Origin of the sequence: Streptomyces sp. NPDC046197 (assembly GCF_040646295.1) — a bacterium.
Lineage (GTDB): Bacteria > Actinomycetota > Actinomycetes > Streptomycetales > Streptomycetaceae > Streptomyces.
In genome coordinates this window covers 92,443-114,008 of sequence record NZ_JBEYZY010000024.1, presented here as the reverse complement: position 1 = coordinate 114,008, position 21,566 = coordinate 92,443, and the positions used below count along the sequence as shown (strand labels likewise).

The following is a 21,566-nucleotide window of genomic DNA, read 5'->3' as shown; positions in this document are numbered from 1 at the left end:
CCTTCGAGCGGGTCGGCCGATGTGCGCCCGGCCCGCCCGCCGCAACCCTGGTGCCATGTCCGTCATCGAAGTCAGCGAACTGCGCAAGTCCTACGGCGGCCGGACCGTCGTCGACGGCGTCTCCTTCGCCGTCGAGGAGGGCGAGATCTTCGGCATCCTCGGCCCGAACGGCGCCGGCAAGACCACCACCGTCGAGTGCGTCGAGGGGCTGCGGGTCCCCGACGCGGGCCGCGTCCGCGTCACCGGACTCGATCCGGTCGCCGACCACCAACAGGTCGCCCACGTCCTCGGCGCGCAGCTCCAGCAGAGCGAGCTACAGCCCAAGCTCACCGTCCGCGAGGCGCTCGAACTGTACGCCTCCTTCTACCCGCGCCCGGCCGCATGGCGGCCCCTCGCCGAGCGCCTCGGCCTGACCCAGAAGCTCACCACCCGCTTCGCCGGGCTCTCCGGCGGTCAGAAGCAGCGGTTGTTCATCGCGCTCGCCCTCGTCGGCGCCCCGCGTGTGGTCGTGCTGGACGAGCTGACGACCGGGCTCGACCCGCGCGCCCGCCGCGACACCTGGCAGCTCATCGAGGACGTACGGGCGGGCGGCGTCACCGTGCTGCTGGTCACGCACTTCATGGAGGAGGCACAGCGGCTGTGCGACCGGATCGCCGTGATCGACAAGGGACGGATCGCCGCCGTGGACACGCCCGACGGCCTGATCCGGCGCTCGGCGGGCGCCACCGTCATCAGCTTCACCCCGTCCGCCCCGCTGGACGACCGTGACCTGAACGCGCTCCCCCAGCTCGTGTCCGTCGAGCGCAAGGACGGCCGGATCACGCTGTCCGGCACCGACGAGACGGTCAACGCCGTGATCACCCTCCTCGCCCGTCACCACATCACCGCCCACCAGCTTCGCGTCCTGGACGCCACGCTCGACGACGCGTTCCTCGATCTGACGAAGGAGGCAGCGGCATGAACACCGCCGTACTGAAGGCCGAGGTCCGCCTCTTCCGCCGCGAACCCGGCAGCATCTTCTGGGGCTTGCTGTTCCCGACCCTCCTGCTGGTGATCCTCGGCTCCATCCCCTCCTTCCGGCAGCCCCACGACGACCTCGGCGGCCTGCGCACCGTCGACGTCTACGTCCCGGTGGCCGTGCTGCTCGGTCTGATCGTCTGCGGGCTGCAGTCGATGCCGCAGACCCTCACCGGCCACCGGGAGCGCGGCATCCTGCGCCGGATGGCCACCACGCCGGTCCGCCCGTCCGCCCTGCTGTCCGCGCACATGCTGGTGTACGGCGCCGCGTCCCTGGCCTCGGCGCTGCTCGTCCTCGTGGTCGGGCGGCTCGGCTTCGACGTACGCCTGCCCAGGCAGCCGTTCGGATACGTCCTCGCTCTGCTGTTGGCCGTACTGGCCGCCCTGGCTCTCGGATCGGTGGTGTCGGCGCTGTCCCGTACGACGAAGATCGCGGGTGCGATCGGGTCCGCCGTGTTCTTCCCGGCGATGTTCTGCGCGGGCGTGTGGCTGCCGGTTCAGACCATGCCCCACGTCCTCGGCCGGATCGTCGGCTGCACCCCGTTCGGGGCGGCCGCGCAGGCCCTGAACCAGGCGGCGGCGGGGCACTGGCCGGGCTGGAGCCACCTGGGCGTGCTGGCGGTGTGGGTCCTGCTGCTCACGGGCGCGGCGAGCCGCTGGTTCCGCTGGGAGTGAGCAGGCCGTGCCGGACACTGGGGCCATGACGAACACGGCGCCACCGGAGCCCCGGGCCTCTTTCGACAGCTGGGGGCCCTACGCGCTGCTGGTCACGGGTGTCGTCGCGGCGGCCCTCTCCGCCCGCCTGGTCGGCATGGGCCGGTCCGCGGTCATCGCCTCGGCAGCCCTCGTGGCCGCAGGCGCCGTTCTGCAGGTGTGGTGGGGGAGGGTGAAGCGGAGGCGGCCGGGTCCGAGCCGGACCGGTACGTGCCTGTACTTCCTGCGCTGGGCCCTCGGGTTCGCGCTGACCTGGCTCAACCCGTTCTTCGCCTTCTACGCCGTGACCGGCTACTACACCGCCCTCCGGGAGCTGCCCCGCCGGCTGGTGATGCCCGGTCTGTTCCTGACCGCGATCACCATGGCCGGCAGCGAGGTGGGCGGCATGCTGCCGCACGGGCCGATCCTGTGGACCGGCTTCTTCCTCGTCCTCGTCGTCAACATGGGCCTGGTCAGCGTGTTCACCCGGTTCAACGAGCAGGAGCAGGACCGCGCCCGCGTCCAGGCCGACACCATCGCCGAACTGGGGCGCACCAATGCGGCGTTGCAGCAGGCCCTCGACGAGAACGCCGCCCTGCACGCCCAACTCCTGGTCCAGGCACGGGAGGCGGGAGTCGCCGACGAGCGCCGGCGCCTCGCCGCCGAGATCCACGACACCATCGCCCAGGGCCTGACCGGCATCATCGCCCAGCTCCAGGTCGTCGCGAACACCCCCGACCCGGACCTGGCCCGCGAGCACGTGGGCCGCGCCATGGACCTGGCCCGGCACAGCCTGGGCGAGGCCCGCCGCTCCGTGCACAACCTCGCGCCGGTCGCGCTCGCCGACGACGGACTGCCCGAGGCGCTGCGGAAGACGGTCGGCGAATGGTGTGAACGCACCGGCGTACGCGCCGAATTCACGGTCACCGGAACCACCGAACAGCTCCACGACGAGGTCTCCGCGACCCTCCTGCGCATCGTTCAGGAAGCCCTGTCCAACGCGTCCCGCCACGCCGCCGCCACCCGCGTCGGTGTCACCCTCTCCTTCATGGGCGACGAGGTCGTCCTCGACATCCGCGACGACGGCCGCGGCTTCGACCCGCTCGCCGTCCCCCAACGCACCCGCACCGGCGGCTTCGGACTGGACGGCATGCGCGCCCGCGCCGAGCGCATCGCCGGCTCCCTCACCGTCGAGTCCGAAGCCGGGCTCGGCACGGCCCTCTCCGCTCGCGTACCGTTGGTGCGCGATGAGCGATGACGCCGTGACCTCCCTCCTGATCGTCGACGACCACCCCGTCGTACGGGACGGCCTGCGCGGCATGCTCCAGTCCGCGCCCGGATTCACCGTCCTCGGCGAGGCGTCCAACGGCGTCGAGGCGGTCGAGAAGGCCGCCGTGCTCGACCCGGACGTGATCCTGATGGACCTGCGCATGCCGGGCGGCTCGGGGGTGGACGCCATCCGGGAGCTGGCCCGGCGGGGCGCCCGCGCCAAGGTCCTCGTCCTCACCACGTACGACACCGACTCCGACACCCTGCCCGCCATCGAGGCGGGCGCGACGGGCTACCTGCTCAAGGACGCTCCCCGCGACGAGCTGTTCACCGCCGTCCGTGCCGCCGCCGAGGGCCGCACCGTCCTCTCCCCGGCCGTGGCCTCCCGTCTGGTCTCCGCGGTCCGCGCCCCCGGCGGCGAGCCGCTGTCCGCCCGCGAGCGCGAGGTCCTGGCCCTGGTCGCCAAGGGCACGTCCAACCGCGAGATCGCCCGCGAGCTGTTCATCAGCGAGGCGACCGTGAAGACCCACCTCACCCATCTCTACGCCAAGCTCGGCGTCAACGACCGTGCGGCGGCGGTGGCGGTGGCCTACGACCGGGGGATCCTGGGCTGACGCGGTTCAGTCCGCCACCTTCAGCAGCAGCACCGTCCGCGCGGGCACCGTGATCTCGGTCCCGGACCGGTGCAACACGCCCGGCGCATCGGCCTGTTCCTCCCGTGAGGTGTCGACCACCACCTCGTACCGCTCCGCCCAGGGCGGCCCCGGCAGCACGAAGGTCACGGGGCCCTCCCCGGCGTGCAGCACGGCGAGGAAGCTGTCGTCGACGATCGGCGCGCCGCGCTCGTCCCGGCCGGGGATGTCCCGGCCGGAGAGGTACATGCCCAGGGCGGCCGCGGGGGCGTACCAGTCCCGCTCGGTCATCTCCGTGCCGTGCGGGGTGAACCAGGCCAGGTCCCGCAGCCCGTCCGCCGAGTGCGCCCGCCCGGAGAAGAACGCCCGGCGGCGCAGCACGGGGTGCCGGTGCCGCAGCCCGATCAGACGGGCGGTGAGCTCGAACAGCGCCCGCCAGCCGGGATCGTCCAGCAGGCTCCAGTCCAGCCAGCCGATCTCGTTGTCCTGGCAGTAGGCGTTGTTGTTGCCGCGCTGGGTGCGGCCCAGCTCGTCGCCCGCGACCAGCATGGGCACGCCCGTGGACAGCAGCAGGGTGGTCAGCAGGTTCCGCAGCTGGCGGCGCCGCAGCGACCGGACCCGCTCGTCGGCGGTCTCGCCCTCCACCCCGCAGTTCCAGGAGCGGTTGTCGTCCGTGCCGTCCCGGTTGCCCTCGCCGTTGGCGTCGTTGTGCTTGCGCTCGTACGACACCAGGTCGCGCAGGGTGAAACCGTCGTGCGCGGTCACGAAGTTGACCGAGGCGTAGGGGCGGCGGCCGCCCCAGGCGTAGAGGTCGCTCGACCCGGACAGGCGGTATCCCATCTCCCGTACGTCCGGCAGGGCATGACGCCAGAAGTCCCGCACCGCGTCGCGGTAGCGGTCGTTCCACTCGGTCCACAGGGGTGGGAAGGCGCCCACCTGGTAGCCGCCCGTGCCCACGTCCCACGGTTCCGCGATCAGCTTCACCCGGCGCAGCACCGGGTCCTGCGCGATCACGGCGAGGAACGGGGAGAGCATGTCGACGTCGTGCATGGAGCGGGCCAGCGCGGCCGCCAGGTCGAAGCGGAAGCCGTCCACGCCCATCTCGGTCACCCAGTAGCGCAGGGAGTCGGTGATCAGACGCAGCACGTGCGGCTGGACCACGTGCAGGGTGTTGCCGCAGCCGGTGTAGTCGGCGTACCTGCGGGCGTCGTTCTGGAGCCGGTAGTAACGGCGGTTGTCGATGCCCTTCAGCGACAGGGTCGGGCCGTACTCGTTCGCCTCCGCGGTGTGGTTGTAGACCACGTCGAGGATGACCTCGATACCGGCCGCGTGCAGCGCGCGCACCATGCGCTTGAACTCGCCGACCTGCTCGCCGGTGGTGCCGGAGGCCGCGTACCCGGAGTGCGGGGCGAAGTAGCCGATCGAGTTGTACCCCCAGTAGTTCTTCAGGCCGCGGCGCAACAGGTGGTCCTCGTGCGCGAACTGGTGCACCGGCAGCAGCTCCACCGCCGTCACGCCCAGCCTCACCAGATGCTCGACCGCCGCCGGGTGCGCCAGCCCGGCGTAGGTGCCCCGCAGTTCCCGCGGGACGCCGGGGTGCAGCCGGGTGAAGCCGCGCACATGCAGCTCGTAGATCACCGAGTCGGCCCACGGTGTCTTGGGCCGGTGGTCGTCCGCCCAGTCGTCGTCATCGTGCACCACCACGCCCTTGGGCACGTACGGCGCCGAGTTCCGGTCGTCGCGGACGGTGTCCGCCACGGACTGGTCGGGCCAGTCCCGCACGTGCCCGTACACCTCCGGCGGCAGGCCGAACTCCCCGTCCACCGCGCGCGCGTACGGATCGAGCAGCAGTTTCGCGGGGTTCCAGCGGGCTCCGGTCCAGGGGTCCCAGCGGCCGTGCACCCGGTAGCCGTACCGCTGTCCGGGCATCACGCCGGGCACGAAGCCGTGCCAGATCTCGTGCGTCAGTTCGGTCAGCCGGACCTTCGTCTCCCCGCTGTCGGGGCCCGGCCCGTCGAACAGGCACAGCTCGACCGCCTCCGCCCCGCCCGCCCACAGGGCGAAGTTGGTGCCCGCCACTCCGTCCGGGCCGACCCGGAATCGGGCGCCCAGCGGCATCGGCGCACCCGGCCACACGGGCGCCCCGGGCAGCGCCGCGGCCGGGCGCGCGCCGTTCACGACGGCGGCCGGGCGCCCCTCCTCGGCGGCGCTCCCGCCCGCCACCGCCTCCTGCTCGGCTGCGCTCGACACCAGTCGGCCCCTTTTTTCGGCTCATTCGCCTCCGGGGCGCCACAGCCCGTGCGCAGCCGCCGACCGGGCCCGGCCCTTCGGGCCCACGCACGCTCGACCTCTGCACACCGGCGCGCCCCTGCGGCTCTCCCACGGGCGCGGCTCCCCATCGCGTCGTCCTCCCCACTGTTCTGCCCAGAGCTTGCCTCGCACTCACGTTTCCCGGGAGAGGGCCCGGTCGTTGGACAGCCCGTGAGGCACGTACAAGGGCGCGCACGGCGCGCGAGGGCCGCACTGGCCGCCGTACTGACATGGGCAGGACTGCTGGCCGGCGCCGCCGGCTGCACCGCGAACGGCTCGGCCGGGCTCGACCGGGTCTTCGGCAAGCCACCGGCTGCCGAGGACGTCATCCGGATCTCGCCGGACGACGGCAGCAAGGGCGTCCGCCCCGGAAACAAGCTCCGGGTCCGGGTGACCGACGGGCACCTGGAGTCCGTGAAGGTCGTCAAGTCCCAGGACGCGCAGGACACACCGGTGGCCGGACGGGTCTTCGGCGACGGACGGCAGTGGCAGCCCGACGACGACCGGCTCGCCCTCGCCGCCAAGTACACGGTCGACGCGGTCGCCGTCGACGGGGACGGCCACCGATCGGCCCGGCACACCACCTTCACCACCTACGTCCCCGACGAGCGCTTCATCGCCTACGTCACCCCCGAGAACCGCTCCACCGTCGGCACCGGAATGATCGTCTCCCTGGCGTTCAACAGGGAGATCGTCAACCGTGCCGCAGTCGAGCGCGCCGTCCGGGTCACCGCCCGGCCGTCCGTCGAGATCCGCCCGCACTGGTTCGGCAAGGACCGGCTCGACTTCCGGCCCGAGCGCTACTGGAGGCCCGGCACCGAGGTCACCGTCGATCTGCGCCTCAGGGACGTCGAGGGCGCCCGCGGCGTCTACGGGCTGCAGTACAGGACCTTCTCCTTCACCGTCGGCCGCAGCCAGGTCTCGCTGGTCGACGCGGCCGCGCACACCATGGAGGTCCGTCGCGACGGCGAACTGCTGACCACCGTTCCGATCACGGCCGGGGCGCCCCAGCACACCACCTACAACGGGAAGATGGTGGTGATGGAGATGCTCGAGGTCACCCGCATGAACAGCCACACCGTCGGCTTCGGCGGCGAGTACGACATCCCCGACGTGCCGCACGCCATGCGGCTCACCGACTCCGGCACCTTCCTGCACGGCAACTACTGGGCCTCCTCGGACGTCTTCGGTCACGACAACATCAGCCACGGCTGCGTCGGTCTGCGGGACGTCAAGGGCGGCTCCTCCGAAACTCCGGCGAGCTGGTTCTACGACCGCAGCCTCATCGGGGACGTCGTCGAAGTCGTGAACAGCGATGACAAAAAGGTCGCTCCCGACAACGGCCTCGGCGGGTGGAATATGGGATGGAAGGAGTGGAAGGCGGGCAGCGCGGTCAAGTAACCGGACAGGGGCAGGGTTTGAGACGCCGTCCGAAGACCGTTGAAGTTGGAACGGAACAGTGACATTTGGCTGACAACTTGCCCCTGACCTTGTGGTTAATATGCGCCCACGTGCGCGGGACGCGCCGGTTGGGGTGCGGGCCTGACCAGGTCCGGGGGAGGGGCGACAAGTTGAACGTGCGGCCGATATCGGGGGCGTCGGTTGACGCGCGGGGACGTGGTGGCAGGGGGCTGGCGCTGATGACCGGCGCCCTGCTGCTGGCGGTGACCGCGTGCGGCGGGGGAGGCTCCGGTTCCGGAGCCGGAGGCAAGGGCAAGGACGCGGGGGCGGCCGAGAGCAAGCAGTCGCAGGCCGTCGTGACGATAGCGCCCAAGGACGGCGCGAAGTCCGTGGACACCAGCGGCGCCCTCAAGGTCGACGCGAGCAAGGGCAAGCTCACCCAGGTCGAGGTCAAGGACACCAAGGGCACCGCGATACCCGGCACGATCACCGGCGGCGGCAGCTCCTGGACGCCGTCCACCCACCTGGCCGCCGCCACCAGGTACACGGTGCACGCGGTCGCCAAGGACTCCGCCGGCCGCGAGGCGGCCGAGGACTCCAGCTTCACCACCCTGACGCCGAAGAACACCTTCGTCGGCTACTTCACCCCCGAGGACGGCTCCACCGTGGGCGTCGGCATGCCGTTCTCCGTCAACTTCACCCGGGGCATCACGCATCCGGACGCCGTGAAGAAGGCCGTCCAGATCAAGACCGAGCCGCCCGTCGACGTCGAGGGCCACTGGTTCGGCAACGACCGCCTCGACTTCCGCCCCGAGAACTACTGGAAGGCCGGCACCAAGGTCACCGTCAAGCTCGACCTCGACGGCGTCGAGGGCCGCCCCGGCGTCTACGGCAAGCAGACCAGGACGGTCTCCTTCACCATCGGGCGCAACCAGGTCTCCGTGGTCGACGCCAAGACGCACGAGATGAAGGTCATGCAGGACGGCAAGGTGGTCAAGACCCTGGCCGTCACCACCGGCAAGCCCGGCTACGACACCTGGAACGGCCAGATGGTCATCAGTGAGAAGCTCACCGAGACCCGCATGGACGGCGAGACGGTCGGCTACGGCGGCGAGTACGACATCAAGGACGTGCCGCACGCCATGCGCCTGACCACCTCCGGCACCTTCATCCACGGCAACTACTGGGGCGGCGACGCGTTCGGCAACTACAACGCCAGCCACGGCTGTGTCGGCCTGCGCGACGTGCGCGGCGGCTACGACAGCGGGGTGCCGGCCGCCTGGTTCTTCAACCACTCGATGATCGGCGACGTGGTGGTCGTCAAGAACTCCCACGACCGGACCGTCGCCCCGGACAACGGCTTCAACGGCTGGAACCTGCCCTGGGCCCAGTGGAAGGCGTAGCGAACGCGTGATCGGCCGGCCCGGTGTGACGGACCGCACCGGGCCGGTTGTCGTTAGTGGCCGTTAACCTGCCTCCATGACCGTAACTCTCGAAGTCGCCGAGGGCGTCGGCACCCTGCGCCTGAACCGCCCGCCCATGAACGCGCTGGACGTCGCCACGCAGGACCGGCTCAAGGAACTCGCCGAGGAGGCCACCCGCCGCGAGGACGTGCGCGCCGTGGTCATCTACGGCGGCGAGAAGGTGTTCGCGGCCGGCGCGGACATCAAGGAGATGCAGGTGATGGACCACGCGGCGATGGTCCTGCGCGCCCGCGCCCTGCAGGACTCCTTCACCGCCGTGGCCCGCATCCCCAAGCCGGTGGTCGCCGCGGTCACGGGCTACGCGCTCGGCGGCGGCTGCGAGCTCGCGCTCTGCGCGGACTACCGCATCGCCGGGGACAACGCCAAGCTGGGCCAGCCGGAGATCCTGCTCGGCCTGATCCCGGGCGCGGGCGGCACCCAGCGGCTGGCCCGGCTGGTCGGCCCGTCCAAGGCCAAGGACCTCATCTTCACGGGCCGCCAGGTGAAGGCCGACGAGGCCCTCGCCCTCGGCCTGGTGGACCGGGTGGTCCCGGCCGCCGAGGTGTACGCGCAGGCGCACGCGTGGGCCGCGAAGCTCGCCCAGGGGCCGGCGATCGCGCTGCGCGCGGCCAAGGAGTCGATCGACACCGGACTGGAGACGGACATCGAGACCGGGCTCGCCGTCGAGCGGGGCTGGTTCGCCGGACTGTTCGCCACGGAGGACCGGGAGCGCGGGATGCGCAGCTTCGTGGAGGAGGGCCCCGGCAAGGCGAAGTTCCTCTGAACCCCGCCGTATCCCTCGCTGTACCCCCTGAAGCCACCTGTACTTGACGCGGCGTCGGATCGTCGGGTCCCTCGATGGGGCGGTTTACCACAGCCTTAAGGCAACCTTAAGCCTGCCTTGTCGAGGGAACGCGTCGATTGCCCCAGGCCGAGCCGTCCGCGCAGGTCGGCAGGGCTGTTCCCGGCACCGAAATGCCTTTGGCATGTGCCGGGCGCCCATGGTCGAAAGGGGGCGCCCGGGGGGGCGTATTCCACCGGAACGACCACGCGGGCAGCCCGGGGCGGCCATGATGGGGGGCATGGCGGGGCTGGAGGGCATCGAACAGCCGCGGAGACAGGGACGTGTGGCCGCGGCGCGCTGGTCGCCCGGTATCGAGGACGAACGGGCGGTCAAGGCACTGGAGTTGTTCGGCAATCCCACGGAGGCCGAGGTTCCGTTGCCGTCCCGCCCCGAGTCCGCGGCCACCGCGCGCCGCCTCGCCCAGGTCGTCGTCCTGCGGCAGTGGGGGCTGACACCGAAGATGACCGAGGACGCCGTCCTGCTCGTCTCCGAACTCGTGGGCAACGCCGTACGCCACACCGGCGCCCGCGTCTTCGGTCTGCGCATGCGCCGCCGCCGTGGCTGGATCCGCGTCGAGGTCCGCGATCCCTCCCGGGGCCTGCCGTGCCTGATGCCGGTGCAGGAGATGGACGTCAGCGGCCGGGGCCTGTTCCTCGTCGACAAGCTCGCCGACCGGTGGGGCGTCGACCTGCTGCCCCGCGGCAAGACGACCTGGTTCGAGATGCGGGTCGCAGACCGCTGACACGACGGTCCGCCCCCTGCAGCCCCCATCTGACCGACGCTCACCAGACGTCCATACGTGTGAATCGCCCGTTTTCTTACCCGGCCCCTCTTAAATGGTGCGGGTGACCACCACCGACCGCCGAGGCGTGCTGAGGGCCGGTGCCGGGCTCGTCGCCGGGGGCGCACTCGCCGCCGGGTGCTCCTCCACCGGTGCCACCCCCCGTTCCGCCTCCGCCTCCGCCACCTCCGCCGAGTCCACGGAGCCGTCCGCGCACGCCTCCGCCACACCCCGCGGCGCCCCGGCCCCGCGGCCCTTCCCCCAGCAGCCCGCCCAGATCACCCACGGCCCCCGCGACCGCCCCCGCGTCGCCCTCACCTTCCACGGCCAGGGCGATCCCACGCTCGCCCGTTCCCTGCTCACCGAGGCCGAGAAGCGCGGCGCCCGCGTCACCGTCCTCGCCGTCGGTACCTGGCTGGACCAGCACCCGGAGATGGCCCGCCGCATCCTCGACGGCGGCCACGACCTCGGCAACCACACCCAGCACCACCTCGCCATCAACGCCATGTCCGAGACCGACGCCCGCTCGGAGATCACCGCCTGCGCCGACCGGCTGAAGCGGCTGACCGGCTCCATCGGCACCTGGTTCCGCCCCTCACGTGCCCCCACCGCGTCCTCGGTGGTCGCACGGCTGGCCCGGGGCGCCGGGTATCCGCACGTGCTGTCCTACGACGTCGACTCCCTCGACTACACCAGGCCCGGCGCCGCCGCGATCACCCGCACGGTGTCGGCCGAGGTCCGCAACGGATCCGTGGTGAGCCTGCATTTCGGGTACCCGGACACGGTCGCCGCCCTTCCCGCCGTACTGACCGAACTCGACCGCCGCGGCCTCCACGCGGTCACCACCACGGAGCTGCTGAGCTGATGCATCCCTCTCGAATCGCCCGGGTCCTGATCGCCGGCGTCGCCTGTGTCGCGCTCACGGCGCTGTCCGCCTGCAGCAGCGGCGGCTCCGAACACCACGCGGACGAAGCCCTCGGCAGCAAGGCACCCGTCCAGCACCCGCAGCAGGCCGTCGACGGTCTGCCCGGCATGCCGCCCGTGCTCGACCGGGCCGACGTCTACGCCGCCGACCGCCCGAACAAGCTCTCGCCGGTGGTCAAGGACTTCCCGTCCCGGGTCTATGTGCCCAACACCAACTCCAACACGGTCACGGTCATCGACCCCAGGACGTACGAGGTCATCGAGACCATCCCGGTCGGCCACCAGCCCCAGCACGTCGTGCCCTCCTGGGACCTGAAGACCCTGTGGGTCAACAACGACCTGGGCAACAGCCTCACCCCCATCGACCCGAGGACCGGCCGGGCGGGCAAGCCGGTCGACGTGCACGACCCGTACAACCTCTACTTCACGCCCGACGGCAAGTACGCCGTCGTCATGGCCTCCAAGGACCGCCAGCTCGTCTTCCGCGACGCGCACACCATGAAGCGGGTGAAGACCGTCCCGGTCGGCTGCGCCGGCGTCAACCACGCCGACTTCTCCCTGGACGGCCGCTACTTCATCGTCTCCTGCGAGTTCAGCGGCGAGCTGCTCAAGGTGGACACGGCGAACATGGAGGTCATCGGCAAGCAGAAGCTGGACTTCCACGGCGCCATGCCGCAGGACGTGAAGGTCTCGCCCGACGGCAAGAGGTTCTACATCGCCGACATGATGGCCAACGGCCTGTGGATCCTGGACGGCGACACCTTCGACCACCCCAGGTTCCTCTACACCGGCAAGGGAGCCCACGGCCTCTACGTCAGCCGTGACTCCCGCGAGATGTACGTCTCCAACCGCGGCGAGGGCACCATCTCCATCTTCGACTTCACCCAGAACCGGCTCACCAAGAAGTGGCGCCTGCCCAACGGCGGCAGCCCCGACATGGGGGGCGTCTCCGCCGACGGCAAGGTCCTGTGGCTGTCGGGACGCTACAACTCCGAGGTGTACGCCATCGACACCCGCACCGGCGTCCAGCTCGCCCGCATCAGGGTCGGCAGCGGCCCGCACGGCCTGGCCGTCTATCCGCAGCCCGGCCGCTACTCCCTGGGCCACACCGGCATCTTCCGCTGACCCGAACCGCCACGGCGCGGTCAGCGGGCGGTGAACAGCGCCTCGGAACCCGCCGGACGGTAGCCGGCCGCCTGGAACGCCCGCAGACTGCGGGCGTTCCCCGCCGATACGGCGGGGAGCCGACCACGAAGACGGCACCGGGCTTTTCGGCTTCGCCCGGGTGGGCGCCGTACGGAAGGCCTGGCCCGGCCGTTAATCTGACCTGCGTCAGTACGACAGCAGGACAGATCAAACGCGACACAGAGGGGCGGATCGGTGGCGGACATCGAGGAAGCACGCAAGGAGTTCCAGCGGATCGATGCGGACGGTGACGGGTTCATCACCGCCGCCGAGTTCAAGGCCGCCCTCGCCCAGGGGGGCGACTGGAACGTCACCGACACGGTGGCGGAGGCCATCATCAGGACGCGGGACCTCAACGGCGACAAGGTCCTGTCCTTCGACGAGTTCTGGACCTACCTGAACAAGTAGTTCCGGCCACGGCGGAACGGACCACGCAAAGGGGCGCCCGGCCCGCAAAGGTGCCGGGCGCCACTTTCGCGCACCGTCTGCACCACGACACCCTCTAGCGATCGGGCGCCGCCCAGGAAAGCCTCAGACCGTAGCGCTCGGACAGTTCCTCGTACCGCCGGCGCACCTGAGCGGGTGACAGAGGGACCGCTTCGGCCTGCCGCTTGAGCCGCTTCGACCACGCTCTCGGGATGCGGCTCCACGAGTCTGTCCACCTGTTCGCGCACCCATTTCTCCAGTTCTTCCGGATCCTTGGGTGTGACATGGCCGAGCATGGTGGCGGCGAGCCCGGCGATCCTCCTGGATTGCTCGGGACACGCCAGCCAGGTGGTCACGATGCGCCTGGACAGAACGGGACCCCACAAGGAGTCCGCCAGCTCGTCGGCGGCGGCATCCGCGATGGTGCCCCCTTTGTCGCCGTCGTCGTTCTGGAGCTGGCGTTGGCTCAGCCGGCCCACTCGTGCAACGCCGCCCTGCTCGCGAAGTTCGCCACGTTCGTGTCCCGGGGCTCGTCGGTGTACTGGTGGAAGAGCCACTTGGCCTCGATGCGGGGCTTGCCCGCCGTGACGTAGTCCGCGATCCAGAGGCCGTCCCCGGCGTACGAGGTGTTGTCCTTGTTCAGCCAGTAGTCCCTGCTGCAGTACAGGATCACCCGGTTGTGCGGGCGCAGTTGCTTCACCTTGCGGATGAAGGTGTCCTTCTCGGCGTTGGACGCGTGGGTGCCGTCCCCGGTGGTCTCCCAGTCGACCGCCAGGACGTCGCCCGCCCTCTCGGGGGCGTGGGCGAGGAAGTACTCGGCCTGTTCCGCGAGGTTGCCCGGCCACAGGAAGTGGTAGAAGCCGACGACCAGACCGGCGTCGCGGCCGCGCTTGGTCTGGGCGCCGAGCCGGGAGTTCACGTACGAACGGCCCTCCGTCGCCTTGATGAAGACGAAGGAGAGGCCGTCCGTGCTGTAGGAGGAGGACTGGAAAGCGCTCACGTCGATGCCACGCAGCATGGGGAACTCCTTGACGGTGCCGTGGGGGGAGGGGAGTTGTTGGTTGTTTATTGCCCCACCCTTATACGGCCGACCCCTGCGCGGCGTTCGAACGTCAGCTCCGGGTGACCACCGATCCAAGGACCGACGCCGGCTTCGCCGACCAGTCGGAGGTGATCAGGCTCGCGTGGTCCCCGGCCAGGAGGGACAGCCGGGCGGCCACCTCCGCGTCCGTGGGGTTCGTCGAGGAGATCGCCGGTGTCACCCCGGCGGCGTCCGTGGTGATCAGGATGTAGTGGTTCTTGGAGTAGAAGGACGTGTCGTAGCCGTTGTTGACGTACGTCGCCGCGTCGCCGTCGAAGAACACGAACCAGGGGCGGATCGAGGCGTCGTAGCGGCTGGTGCGCGGGTCGCCGTTGGCGGCGCCCAGCACGCACGGGAACGCCTGCGCCGAGGAGAGGGTGCCGGCCGCGGACAGGTCGCGCAGGTGGTCGCCGTACTCCTGGTCCGTCCAGTAGTGGTCGAAGGGGTTGGCCTGTTCCACCGTGCCCGGGATCAGCTCGAAGAGCACCTTGCCGGTCAGGGCGTCCCGGGAGGGCCACGCGTTGGCCTTGGCGGCCGCGTCCAGTGACGTGTACGTCCCGCCCAGCAGGTCGGACGGCTTGTAGACCATGCTGCCCAGCTTCTGCCGCACCAGCGTGTCGAACTCGTTGGGACCGAGTCCGCCCCGGGCGTTGAAGCCGTTCTTCATCTCCACCTTGAAGACGATCGGCCGGTGGTCGGGGTGGAGCTGGTGCCAGGCGGCGATGTTGTCGAGGCAGCTGCCGAGGTCCTGGTTGCGGCTCTTGCTGTAGAGCTCGCCCGGGGTCTTCGCGGCCTCGCAGTTGTTGTTGTCGCCGAACGGGTTGCTGTGGCTGACCCGCCAGCGTTTGGTCAGGCTGTCGGTGTAGACGTCCAGTTCGAGCAGCGAGGCGCCGGAGTCCAGCGCCTGTGCGAAGTAGGTGTACTTGGCCTTGTCGTACGCGTTGTGCGTACCGATCGCCGTAGTCTCCGAGAACTTCGGCGACGCCGCCTGGGCGTCCGCCGGTACCGCTGTCAGCAGCGCGGCGGCACCCACCAGCGCCGCCAGCCGTCTCACTACACGCATGGGTCAAGTCCCCTTTGCTGTCGCTGAGTTGGCGGCAGCGTAGGGCACAGTGGTTACCCCGTGGTAGCTCTTGGGGGAACGGGAGTCACATCCGTGAGCTCACCGGCTTTGCGTTCGATACGGTGAGCCACGACCGCCGACTGCTCCTCCACAGGTGTTGCGGGGGACGGAAGAGGGCGTAGTCGAAGCGAGCCTGGTTGGTCCTGGGATGGCGGGCTTCGCCGAGGGTGACGGAGCTGGTGACGACGCGGATGTCCTCGGCCGCGGCGGCGGCCGGCCATTCGGTGGGTTCGGGCGTGCGTCGTACGAGTCGGGACAGGCCTTCGCAGTCAAGGACGAGCGTGCCGCTCACACGGCGTCCACCGAACCTGCCGCGTCGCCGCGCAGGACGGCTCGCTCGGCCTCGACGGCGGCCTGGTCGACGGGGCCGTGTTCGGCTTCGGCATCGTCGATGAGTTCGCGCAGTCGCCCGCGGTTCAGTTGGTGCTGGATGAGGGCTTTTTTGCTCTTCGCCGCCTCGCGGGTGCCGGTCGATCGACATCCGCCGCGTAGGCAGGGAAGGCCCAGACAGCGCTGAATGATACGAACGCGCTGGTCAGGGCCTGTTCCCTCAGCACTCGATGATGTTCACCGCCAGCCCGCCCCGGGCCGTCTCCTTGTACTTCACCGACATGTCGGCGCCGGTGTCCTTCATCGTCTTGATGACCTTGTCGAGGGAGACCTTGTGCGAGCCGTCGCCGCGCAGTGCCATGCGGGCGGCGGTGACCGCCTTGACCGCGGCCATGCCGTTGCGTTCGATGCACGGGATCTGGACCAGGCCGCCGACCGGGTCGCAGGTCAGGCCGAGGTTGTGCTCCATGCCGATCTCGGCGGCGTTCTCCACCTGTTCGGGCGTGCCGCCCATGACCTCGGCGAGGGCGCCCGCCGCCATCGAGCAGGCCGAGCCGACCTCGCCCTGGCAGCCGACCTCGGCGCCGGAGATGGACGCGTTCTCCTTGAACAGCATCCCGATGGCGCCCGCGGCGAGGAGGAAGCGGACCACGCCCTCCTCGTCGGCACCGGGGATGAAGTTGATGTAGTAGTGCAGAACCGCCGGGATGATCCCGGCCGCGCCGTTCGTCGGGGCGGTCACGACCCGGCCGCCGGCCGCGTTCTCCTCGTTCACCGCCATCGCGTAGAGCGTGATCCACTCCATCGAGCGTGCCAGCGGGTCGCCCTCGGCGCGCAGCTGGCGTGCGGTGACGGCGGCGCGGCGGCGCACCCTCAGGCCACCGGGCAGGATGCCTTCGCGGCTCATGCCGCGCTGCACGCAGGCCCGCATGACCTGCCAGATCTCCAGCAGGCCCGTGCGGATCTCCTCCTCGGTGCGCCAGGCCCGCTCGTTCTCCAGCATCAGCGAGGAGATCGACAGCCCCGTCTCCTGCGTCAGGCGCAGCAGCTCGTCACCGGTGCGGAAGGGGTACTTCAGCACCGTGTCGTCCAGCTTGATGCGGTCCGCGCCCACCGCGTCCTCGTCCACGACGAAGCCGCCGCCCACCGAGTAGTAGGTCTTGCTCAGCAGCTCGGCGCCCGAGGCGTCGTACGCCCACAGGGTCATGCCGTTGGCGTGGTAGGGCAGCGCCTTGCGGCGGTGCAGGACCATGTCGTCGTCGAAGGAGAACGCGATCTCGTGCTCGCCGAGGAGGCGTATCCGGCCCGAGGTCTTGATGCTCTCCACGCGCTCGTCGGCCGTCTCCACGTCGACCGTACGGGGCGAGTCCCCCTCCAGGCCGAGCAGCACGGCCTTGGGCGTGCCGTGGCCGTGGCCCGTGGCGCCGAGCGAGCCGTACAGCTCCGCCCGGACCGACGCCGTCTTCTCCAGCAGCCCTTCGTTGCGCAGCCGGCGGGCGAACATGCGCGCCGCGCGCATCGGGCCGACCGTGTGGGAGCTGGACGGGCCGATGCCGATCGAGAAAAGGTCGAAGACCGAGATGGCCACGGGGTGACTCCTCAAAGCGGGGGTGGTGCAAGGGGTGGTGCGGGCGAGGGGGGTGCGGGGGCGGGGCACCACGCCCGCCGGAGTGCACTCCGTACAGGTGCGTCCTGTACGGGTGTGCATCCAGTGTGCGCGGTGCCCGCCGGAAGGGGGTCCTACTTGCCGAGCCCCGGGTACAGCGGGTGCTTGTCGGCCAGGGCCTTCACCCGGGCCGACAGCGCGTCGGCGTCGTAGGACGGCTTGAGCGCCTGTGCGATCACGTCCGCGACCTCGGCGAAGTCCTCGGCCGTGAAGCCTCGGGTCGCCAGGGCGGGCGTGCCGATCCGCAGACCCGAGGTGACCATCGGCGGCCGCGGGTCGTTCGGGATCGCGTTGCGGTTGACGGTGATGCCGACCTCGTGCAGGCGGTCCTCGGCCTGCTGGCCGTCCAGCTCGGAGTTGCGCAGGTCGACCAGGACCAGGTGGACGTCAGTGCCGCCGGACAGCACGTCCACGCCGACCGCCTTGACGTCGTCCTGCACCAGGCGCTCGGCCAGGATGCGGGCACCCTCCAGGGTACGGCGCTGCCGCTCCCTGAACTCCTCGCTCGCGGCGACCTTGAAGGACACCGCCTTCGCGGCGATCACATGCTCCAGCGGACCGCCCTGCTGACCGGGGAAGACCGCCGAGTTGATCTTCTTCGCCAGCTCGGCCGTGGACAGGATCACCCCGCCGCGCGGGCCGCCCAGCGTCTTGTGGGTGGTGGTGGTGACCACGTGGGCGTGCGGGACCGGGTTCGGGTGCAGGCCCGCCGCCACCAGGCCGGCGAAGTGCGCCATGTCGACCATGAGGTACGCGCCGACCTCGTCGGCGATCCGGCGGAAGGCGGCGAAGTCCAGCTGCCGCGGGTAGGCCGACCAGCCCGCCACGATCAGCTTCGGCTTGGACTCCTTCGCCAGCCGCTCCACCTCGGCCATGTCGACCAGGCCGTCGTCACCCACGTGGTAGGCGACGACACTGTATAGCTTGCCGGAGAAGTTGATCTTCATGCCGTGGGTCAGGTGCCCGCCGTGCGCGAGGTTCAGACCCATGATCGTGTCACCGGGCTTGAGCAGCGCGAACATCGCGGCCGCGTTGGCCTGGGCGCCGGAGTGTGGCTGCACGTTGGCGTGCTCGGCGCCGAAGAGCTCCTTGATGCGGTCGATGGCGATCTGCTCGACCACGTCGACGTGCTCGCAGCCGCCGTAGTAGCGACGGCCCGGGTAGCCCTCGGCGTACTTGTTGGTGAGGACCGAGCCCTGTGCCTCCATGACCGCGACCGGCGCGAAGTTCTCCGAGGCGATCATTTCCAGCGTGGACTGCTGGCGGTGCAGCTCGGCGTCGACCGCGGCGGCGACGTCCGGGTCGAGCTCGTGCAGGGGCGTGTTGAGAACAGTCATCTGCGGATCGGCTCCTCAGCCGGCGGTGTGGGTGGCGTACTCGTCGGCGGAGAGCAGGTCGGCCGGCTCCTGAGCCAGCCGCACCTTGAACAGCCAGCCGCCCTCGAAGGGCTCGGAGTTCACCAGCGACGGGTCGTTCACCACGTCCTCGTTGATCTCCGTGACCTCGCCGCCGACCGGGGAGTACAGGTCCGACACCGACTTGGTCGACTCCAGCTCACCGCAGGTCTCGCCCGCGGCCACCGTGGATCCGACCTCCGGGAGCTGGGCGTAGACGACATCGCCGAGCGCGTTGGCCGCGAACTCCGTGATGCCGACCGTCGCGACGCCGTCCTCGGCGGGCGACAGCCACTCGTGCTCCTTGCTGTAGCGCAGCTGCTGGGGGTTGTTCATGGTCTGAATTCTCCTGTACCCGGGGGAGTGCTGGTGAATGGGGGACTGGTGTGGCTGCTGGTGAGCGGGCAGATGTGCGGCGCTTCCGGCGCGGCTTGGGTACGGATCAGATGTGGACCACGTACCGGTCGCGCCCAGTGTCTACTTGTGCGGGTATTTGCGCCGCTTGTGGCCGCGACTCCTGCTGCCGCTTGTGGCCGCGACGCTTTCTGCCGCTTGCAGAAGCGTCTGCTTCCGCCGCTCGTGGCCGCGTCCGCTTCTGCCGCTTGCAGCCGCGTCTACTTCTGCCGCTTGTAGAAGGGGAGCGCCACGACCTCGTACGGCTCGTGGCTGCCGCGGATGTCCACGCCGACGCCCGGCGTGCCCGGTGCCGCGTGCGCCGCGTCGACGTACGCCATGGCGATCGGCTTGCCCAGCGTGGGGGAGGGGGCTCCGGAGGTGACCTCGCCGATCACCTCGCCGCCCGCGACCACCGCGTACCCGGCGCGCGGAACCCGGCGGCCCTCGGCGACCAGGCCGACGAGCACCCGGGGCGGCTGGGAAGCGGCCCGCTCCGCGGCCGCGCGCAGCGCCTCGCGCCCGACGAAGTCACCCTCCTTGTCGAACTTGACCACCCGGCCCAGGCCTGCGTCGAACGGGGTCAGCTCGGTCGTCAGCTCGTTCCCGTACAGCGGCATGCCCGCCTCCAGGCGCAGCGTGTCCCGGCAGGACAACCCGCACGGGATCAGCCCGGCCGGCGTGCCGGCCTCGGTCAGCGCCTGCCACAGCTTCTCCGCGTCACCCGGCGCCACGAACAGCTCGAAGCCGTCCTCGCCGGTGTAGCCGGTGCGTGCGATCAGCGCCGGGACGCCGGCGACCGTGCCGGGGAGTCCGGCGTAGTACTTCAGTCCGTCCAGGTCGGCGTCGGTCAGCGACTTCAGGATGCCCGGGGACTCCGGCCCCTGCACGGCGATCAGGGCGTAGTTGTCCCGGTCGTCGCGCACCTCGGCGTCGAAACCGGCCGCCCGCTCGCTCAGCGCGTCGAGCACCACCTGGGCGTTGGAGGCGTTGGCGACGACCATGTACTCGGTCTCGGCGAGCCGGTAGACGATCAGGTCGTCCAGGATGCCGCCGTCGGCCTGGCAGATCATGGTGTAGCGGGCGCGGCCGACACCGACGGAGGCGATGTTCCCGACCAGGGCGTGGTTCAGCAGCGCGGCGGCCTGCGGGCCGGTGACCGTGATCTCGCCCATGTGGGACAGGTCGAAGAGGCCCGCCTTCGTCCGTACGGCGAGGTGCTCGTCGCGCTCGGACCCGTAGCGCAGCGGCATGTCCCACCCGGCGAAGTCGGTCATCGTCGCGCCCAGCGAGCGATGCAGCGCATCGAGCGCGGTATGCCGAAGCGGATGCGGCGGCTGATGGGACGGCTGATGGGATTCGGTACTGCTCATCGGTCGGTCTCCCAGGGCGATGGGGTCCCCCGCGCGAACGAAGCCGGGCGTGGGGGAGGGCGAGGAACGTTCCTCCCCATCTGTCATCGGAACCTGAGAGGTTCGCCATGACCGCCGGTGGACGGACGGTCACGGCTTGCACCTTGGGTGGAGCCACTGCGGCAGCGGCCCGCTTTTCAGATGTGCCTCGCCCGCGCGGTAACGGGGCCTGAGAGATTCAAGGGAGGGACTTGCTCCTTCGGCGCCCCAGCGATGCTGCCGGGGACTCTCCCGCGCGGATTCAAGCGGCCGGTATGCAGTTGGCGCGCACATCATTGCACGCCGGGCCCGCTCGTGGCAGGGCCGCATCCGTAACCGGCCTGTGGCGGTACGCGAACGAAATCGCGAGACAGCCGGCATTACCTTCCCTTCACGCTCGACGGGGAGGGGAGCTGCCACCACCCCAGGGGAGGACGGATGACGGTGAACAGGACCACGGCCTGCGCGACGACCCCGGCCCTCGCGCTGCCCCGGCAGGCCCTCGCCCTGCCCCGGCGGCCCGCGGCCACGGCCCGCGAGGGACACGGCGAGCGCCCCGCCCCCGCCCCCGTGGTCCGCGACCTGCGCGACCGCGCCGGACGCGGCCCGCACGTCCTGCTCTTCGGCCCCCGTGACCTGGTCGTCGTCACGGGTCTGCCCGGCAGCGGCAAGTCCACCCTGATGCACCGCGCGGTACGCGCCACCCGGGTCGACTCCCAGGACACCCGCGACCGCTGGGACGCCCGCCTGGCCTCCTGCCTGCCGTACGCGGTCTACCGCCCCCTGGTCCGCCTCGCCCATTACGCCGGGCTGCGCCGCGCCCTGCGTACCGGTGGCGGGGTCGTGGTGCACGACTGCGGCACGCAGGCCTGGGTGCGGGGCTGGCTGGTCCGGGCCGCACGCCGCCGCGGCGGCGGCTTCCACCTGGTTCTGCTCGACGTCCCGCCCGGCACGGCCCTGGCCGGCCAGCGCGAGCGCGGCCGCGGCGTCTCGCGGTACGCCTTCCTGCGCCACCGCAGGGCGGCCGCCCGCCTGCTGCGCGCGGCGGAACAGGGCGACCTGCCCGAGGGCTGCGCCTCGGCGGTCCTCCTCGACCGCGCCGCGGCGGACGCGCTGCACCGCATCGACTTCTCGGACTGACCCCGGCCGCGGCGCCACGCGTGCGCGACGCGGACGGGTGCGGAAGGGCACGGCCGGTGGGCGTGGAGGGGCAGGCGGGTGGGCAGGGCCGGAGGGTGCGGTC

General features: G+C 70.8%; 19 protein-coding genes, 2 pseudogenes and 1 riboswitch. Of the genes and pseudogenes, 12 read left to right on the top strand and 9 right to left on the bottom strand.

Annotation, left to right across the window (positions count from 1 at the left end):
• The first annotated feature begins 55 nt into the window (after window positions 1-55).
• The 4 genes from AB0A61_RS28905 to AB0A61_RS28890 are packed head-to-tail and all read left to right on the top strand — an operon-like array spanning window position 56 to window position 3,593.
• Window positions 56-961, top strand: a complete 906-nt coding sequence (locus AB0A61_RS28905; RefSeq protein ID WP_361298387.1) for an ABC transporter ATP-binding protein — start codon at window positions 56-58, stop codon at window positions 959-961.
• Window positions 958-1,692: an ABC transporter permease gene (locus tag AB0A61_RS28900; protein WP_361298384.1), complete on the top strand. Its 735-nt coding sequence runs from the start codon at window positions 958-960 to the stop codon at window positions 1,690-1,692. Before AB0A61_RS28905 ends, AB0A61_RS28900 begins: the two co-directional genes overlap by 4 nt.
• A gap of 25 nt (window positions 1,693-1,717) precedes the next feature.
• Window positions 1,718-2,968 (top strand): sensor histidine kinase, encoded by a 1,251-nt coding sequence (locus AB0A61_RS28895; protein ID WP_361298381.1) that lies wholly within the window; start codon window positions 1,718-1,720, stop codon window positions 2,966-2,968.
• Entirely contained in the window at window positions 2,958-3,593 is a 636-nt protein-coding gene (locus tag AB0A61_RS28890) for a response regulator transcription factor (protein WP_361298378.1), read from the top strand. The genes AB0A61_RS28895 and AB0A61_RS28890 overlap by 11 nt, the downstream gene beginning before the upstream one ends.
• 6 nt (window positions 3,594-3,599) lie before the next feature.
• Here the strand turns inward: AB0A61_RS28890 and glgX are convergent, their stop codons facing one another.
• On the bottom strand, window positions 3,600-5,861 hold the full coding sequence (glgX, locus tag AB0A61_RS28885) for a glycogen debranching protein GlgX (RefSeq protein ID WP_361298375.1): 2,262 nt from the start codon (window positions 5,859-5,861) through the stop codon (window positions 3,600-3,602).
• 231 nt (window positions 5,862-6,092) lie between these two features.
• On the opposite strand from glgX, the gene AB0A61_RS28880 reads away from it, so the two are divergent.
• The 6 genes from AB0A61_RS28880 (at window position 6,093) to AB0A61_RS28855 (ending at window position 12,459) form a co-directional block, all read left to right on the top strand.
• Window positions 6,093-7,322 carry an Ig-like domain-containing protein gene (locus AB0A61_RS28880; protein WP_361298372.1) on the top strand — a complete coding sequence of 410 codons (1,230 nt, stop codon included), beginning with the start codon at window positions 6,093-6,095 and terminating at the stop codon, window positions 7,320-7,322.
• A 170-nt stretch (window positions 7,323-7,492) separates the two neighbouring features.
• Window positions 7,493-8,725, top strand: a complete 1,233-nt coding sequence (locus tag AB0A61_RS28875; RefSeq protein WP_361298369.1) for an Ig-like domain-containing protein — start codon at window positions 7,493-7,495, stop codon at window positions 8,723-8,725.
• A gap of 76 nt (window positions 8,726-8,801) precedes the next feature.
• On the top strand, window positions 8,802-9,569 hold the full coding sequence (locus AB0A61_RS28870) for an enoyl-CoA hydratase-related protein (RefSeq protein WP_361298366.1): 768 nt from the start codon (window positions 8,802-8,804) through the stop codon (window positions 9,567-9,569).
• Between the two features lie 298 nt (window positions 9,570-9,867).
• Window positions 9,868-10,371, top strand: a complete 504-nt coding sequence (locus tag AB0A61_RS28865) for an ATP-binding protein (protein ID WP_361298363.1) — start codon at window positions 9,868-9,870, stop codon at window positions 10,369-10,371.
• Between the two features lie 94 nt (window positions 10,372-10,465).
• Window positions 10,466-11,275, top strand: a complete 810-nt coding sequence (locus AB0A61_RS28860) for a polysaccharide deacetylase family protein (RefSeq protein ID WP_361298360.1) — start codon at window positions 10,466-10,468, stop codon at window positions 11,273-11,275.
• Entirely contained in the window at window positions 11,275-12,459 is a 1,185-nt protein-coding gene (locus AB0A61_RS28855) for a hypothetical protein (protein WP_361298357.1), read from the top strand. The genes AB0A61_RS28860 and AB0A61_RS28855 overlap by 1 nt, the downstream gene beginning before the upstream one ends.
• 20 nt (window positions 12,460-12,479) lie before the next feature.
• On the opposite strand, the pseudogene AB0A61_RS28850 reads toward AB0A61_RS28855, so the two are convergent.
• Window positions 12,480-12,569: pseudogene (locus AB0A61_RS28850) on the bottom strand (GNAT family N-acetyltransferase); the annotation flags it as partial.
• A gap of 145 nt (window positions 12,570-12,714) precedes the next feature.
• Here AB0A61_RS28850 and AB0A61_RS28845 point away from each other — a divergent pair.
• Complete coding sequence (locus AB0A61_RS28845; RefSeq protein WP_361298354.1) at window positions 12,715-12,927, top strand: EF-hand domain-containing protein; 213 nt, start codon at window positions 12,715-12,717, stop codon at window positions 12,925-12,927.
• Window positions 12,928-13,411: 484 nt separating this feature from the next.
• Here AB0A61_RS28845 and AB0A61_RS28840 read toward each other — a convergent pair whose 3' ends face one another.
• From AB0A61_RS28840 to gcvT, 7 genes and pseudogenes are all read right to left on the bottom strand, one after another.
• Window positions 13,412-13,963, bottom strand: a complete 552-nt coding sequence (locus AB0A61_RS28840; protein ID WP_361298351.1) for a GH25 family lysozyme — start codon at window positions 13,961-13,963, stop codon at window positions 13,412-13,414.
• Window positions 13,964-14,057: 94 nt separating this feature from the next.
• Window positions 14,058-15,089 carry a phosphatidylinositol-specific phospholipase C domain-containing protein gene (locus AB0A61_RS28835; RefSeq protein WP_361298348.1) on the bottom strand — a complete coding sequence of 344 codons (1,032 nt, stop codon included), beginning with the start codon at window positions 15,087-15,089 and terminating at the stop codon, window positions 14,058-14,060.
• A 166-nt stretch (window positions 15,090-15,255) separates the two neighbouring features.
• Window positions 15,256-15,441: pseudogene (locus AB0A61_RS28830) on the bottom strand (DNA-binding protein); the annotation flags it as partial.
• Window positions 15,442-15,699: 258 nt separating this feature from the next.
• Window positions 15,700-17,067 carry an L-serine ammonia-lyase gene (locus AB0A61_RS28825; RefSeq protein ID WP_361298345.1) on the bottom strand — a complete coding sequence of 456 codons (1,368 nt, stop codon included), beginning with the start codon at window positions 17,065-17,067 and terminating at the stop codon, window positions 15,700-15,702.
• A 152-nt stretch (window positions 17,068-17,219) separates the two neighbouring features.
• A complete protein-coding gene (glyA, locus tag AB0A61_RS28820) occupies window positions 17,220-18,482 on the bottom strand; it encodes a serine hydroxymethyltransferase (protein ID WP_361298342.1) in 1,263 nt (420 codons plus the stop codon).
• Between the two features lie 15 nt (window positions 18,483-18,497).
• The gene (gene gcvH / locus AB0A61_RS28815; protein ID WP_361298339.1) at window positions 18,498-18,875 is read right to left on the bottom strand and encodes a glycine cleavage system protein GcvH; all 378 of its coding nucleotides are present in this window, start codon (window positions 18,873-18,875) and stop codon (window positions 18,498-18,500) included.
• Between the two features lie 278 nt (window positions 18,876-19,153).
• A complete protein-coding gene (gene gcvT, locus AB0A61_RS28810; protein ID WP_361298336.1) occupies window positions 19,154-20,305 on the bottom strand; it encodes a glycine cleavage system aminomethyltransferase GcvT in 1,152 nt (383 codons plus the stop codon).
• Between the two features lie 186 nt (window positions 20,306-20,491).
• A riboswitch (glycine riboswitch) is annotated at window positions 20,492-20,588 on the bottom strand.
• Between the two features lie 179 nt (window positions 20,589-20,767).
• Between gcvT and AB0A61_RS28805 the strand changes: the two genes are divergently transcribed.
• Complete coding sequence (locus AB0A61_RS28805) at window positions 20,768-21,463, top strand: AAA family ATPase (RefSeq protein ID WP_361298417.1); 696 nt, start codon at window positions 20,768-20,770, stop codon at window positions 21,461-21,463.
• Window positions 21,464-21,566: the final 103 nt, after the last annotated feature.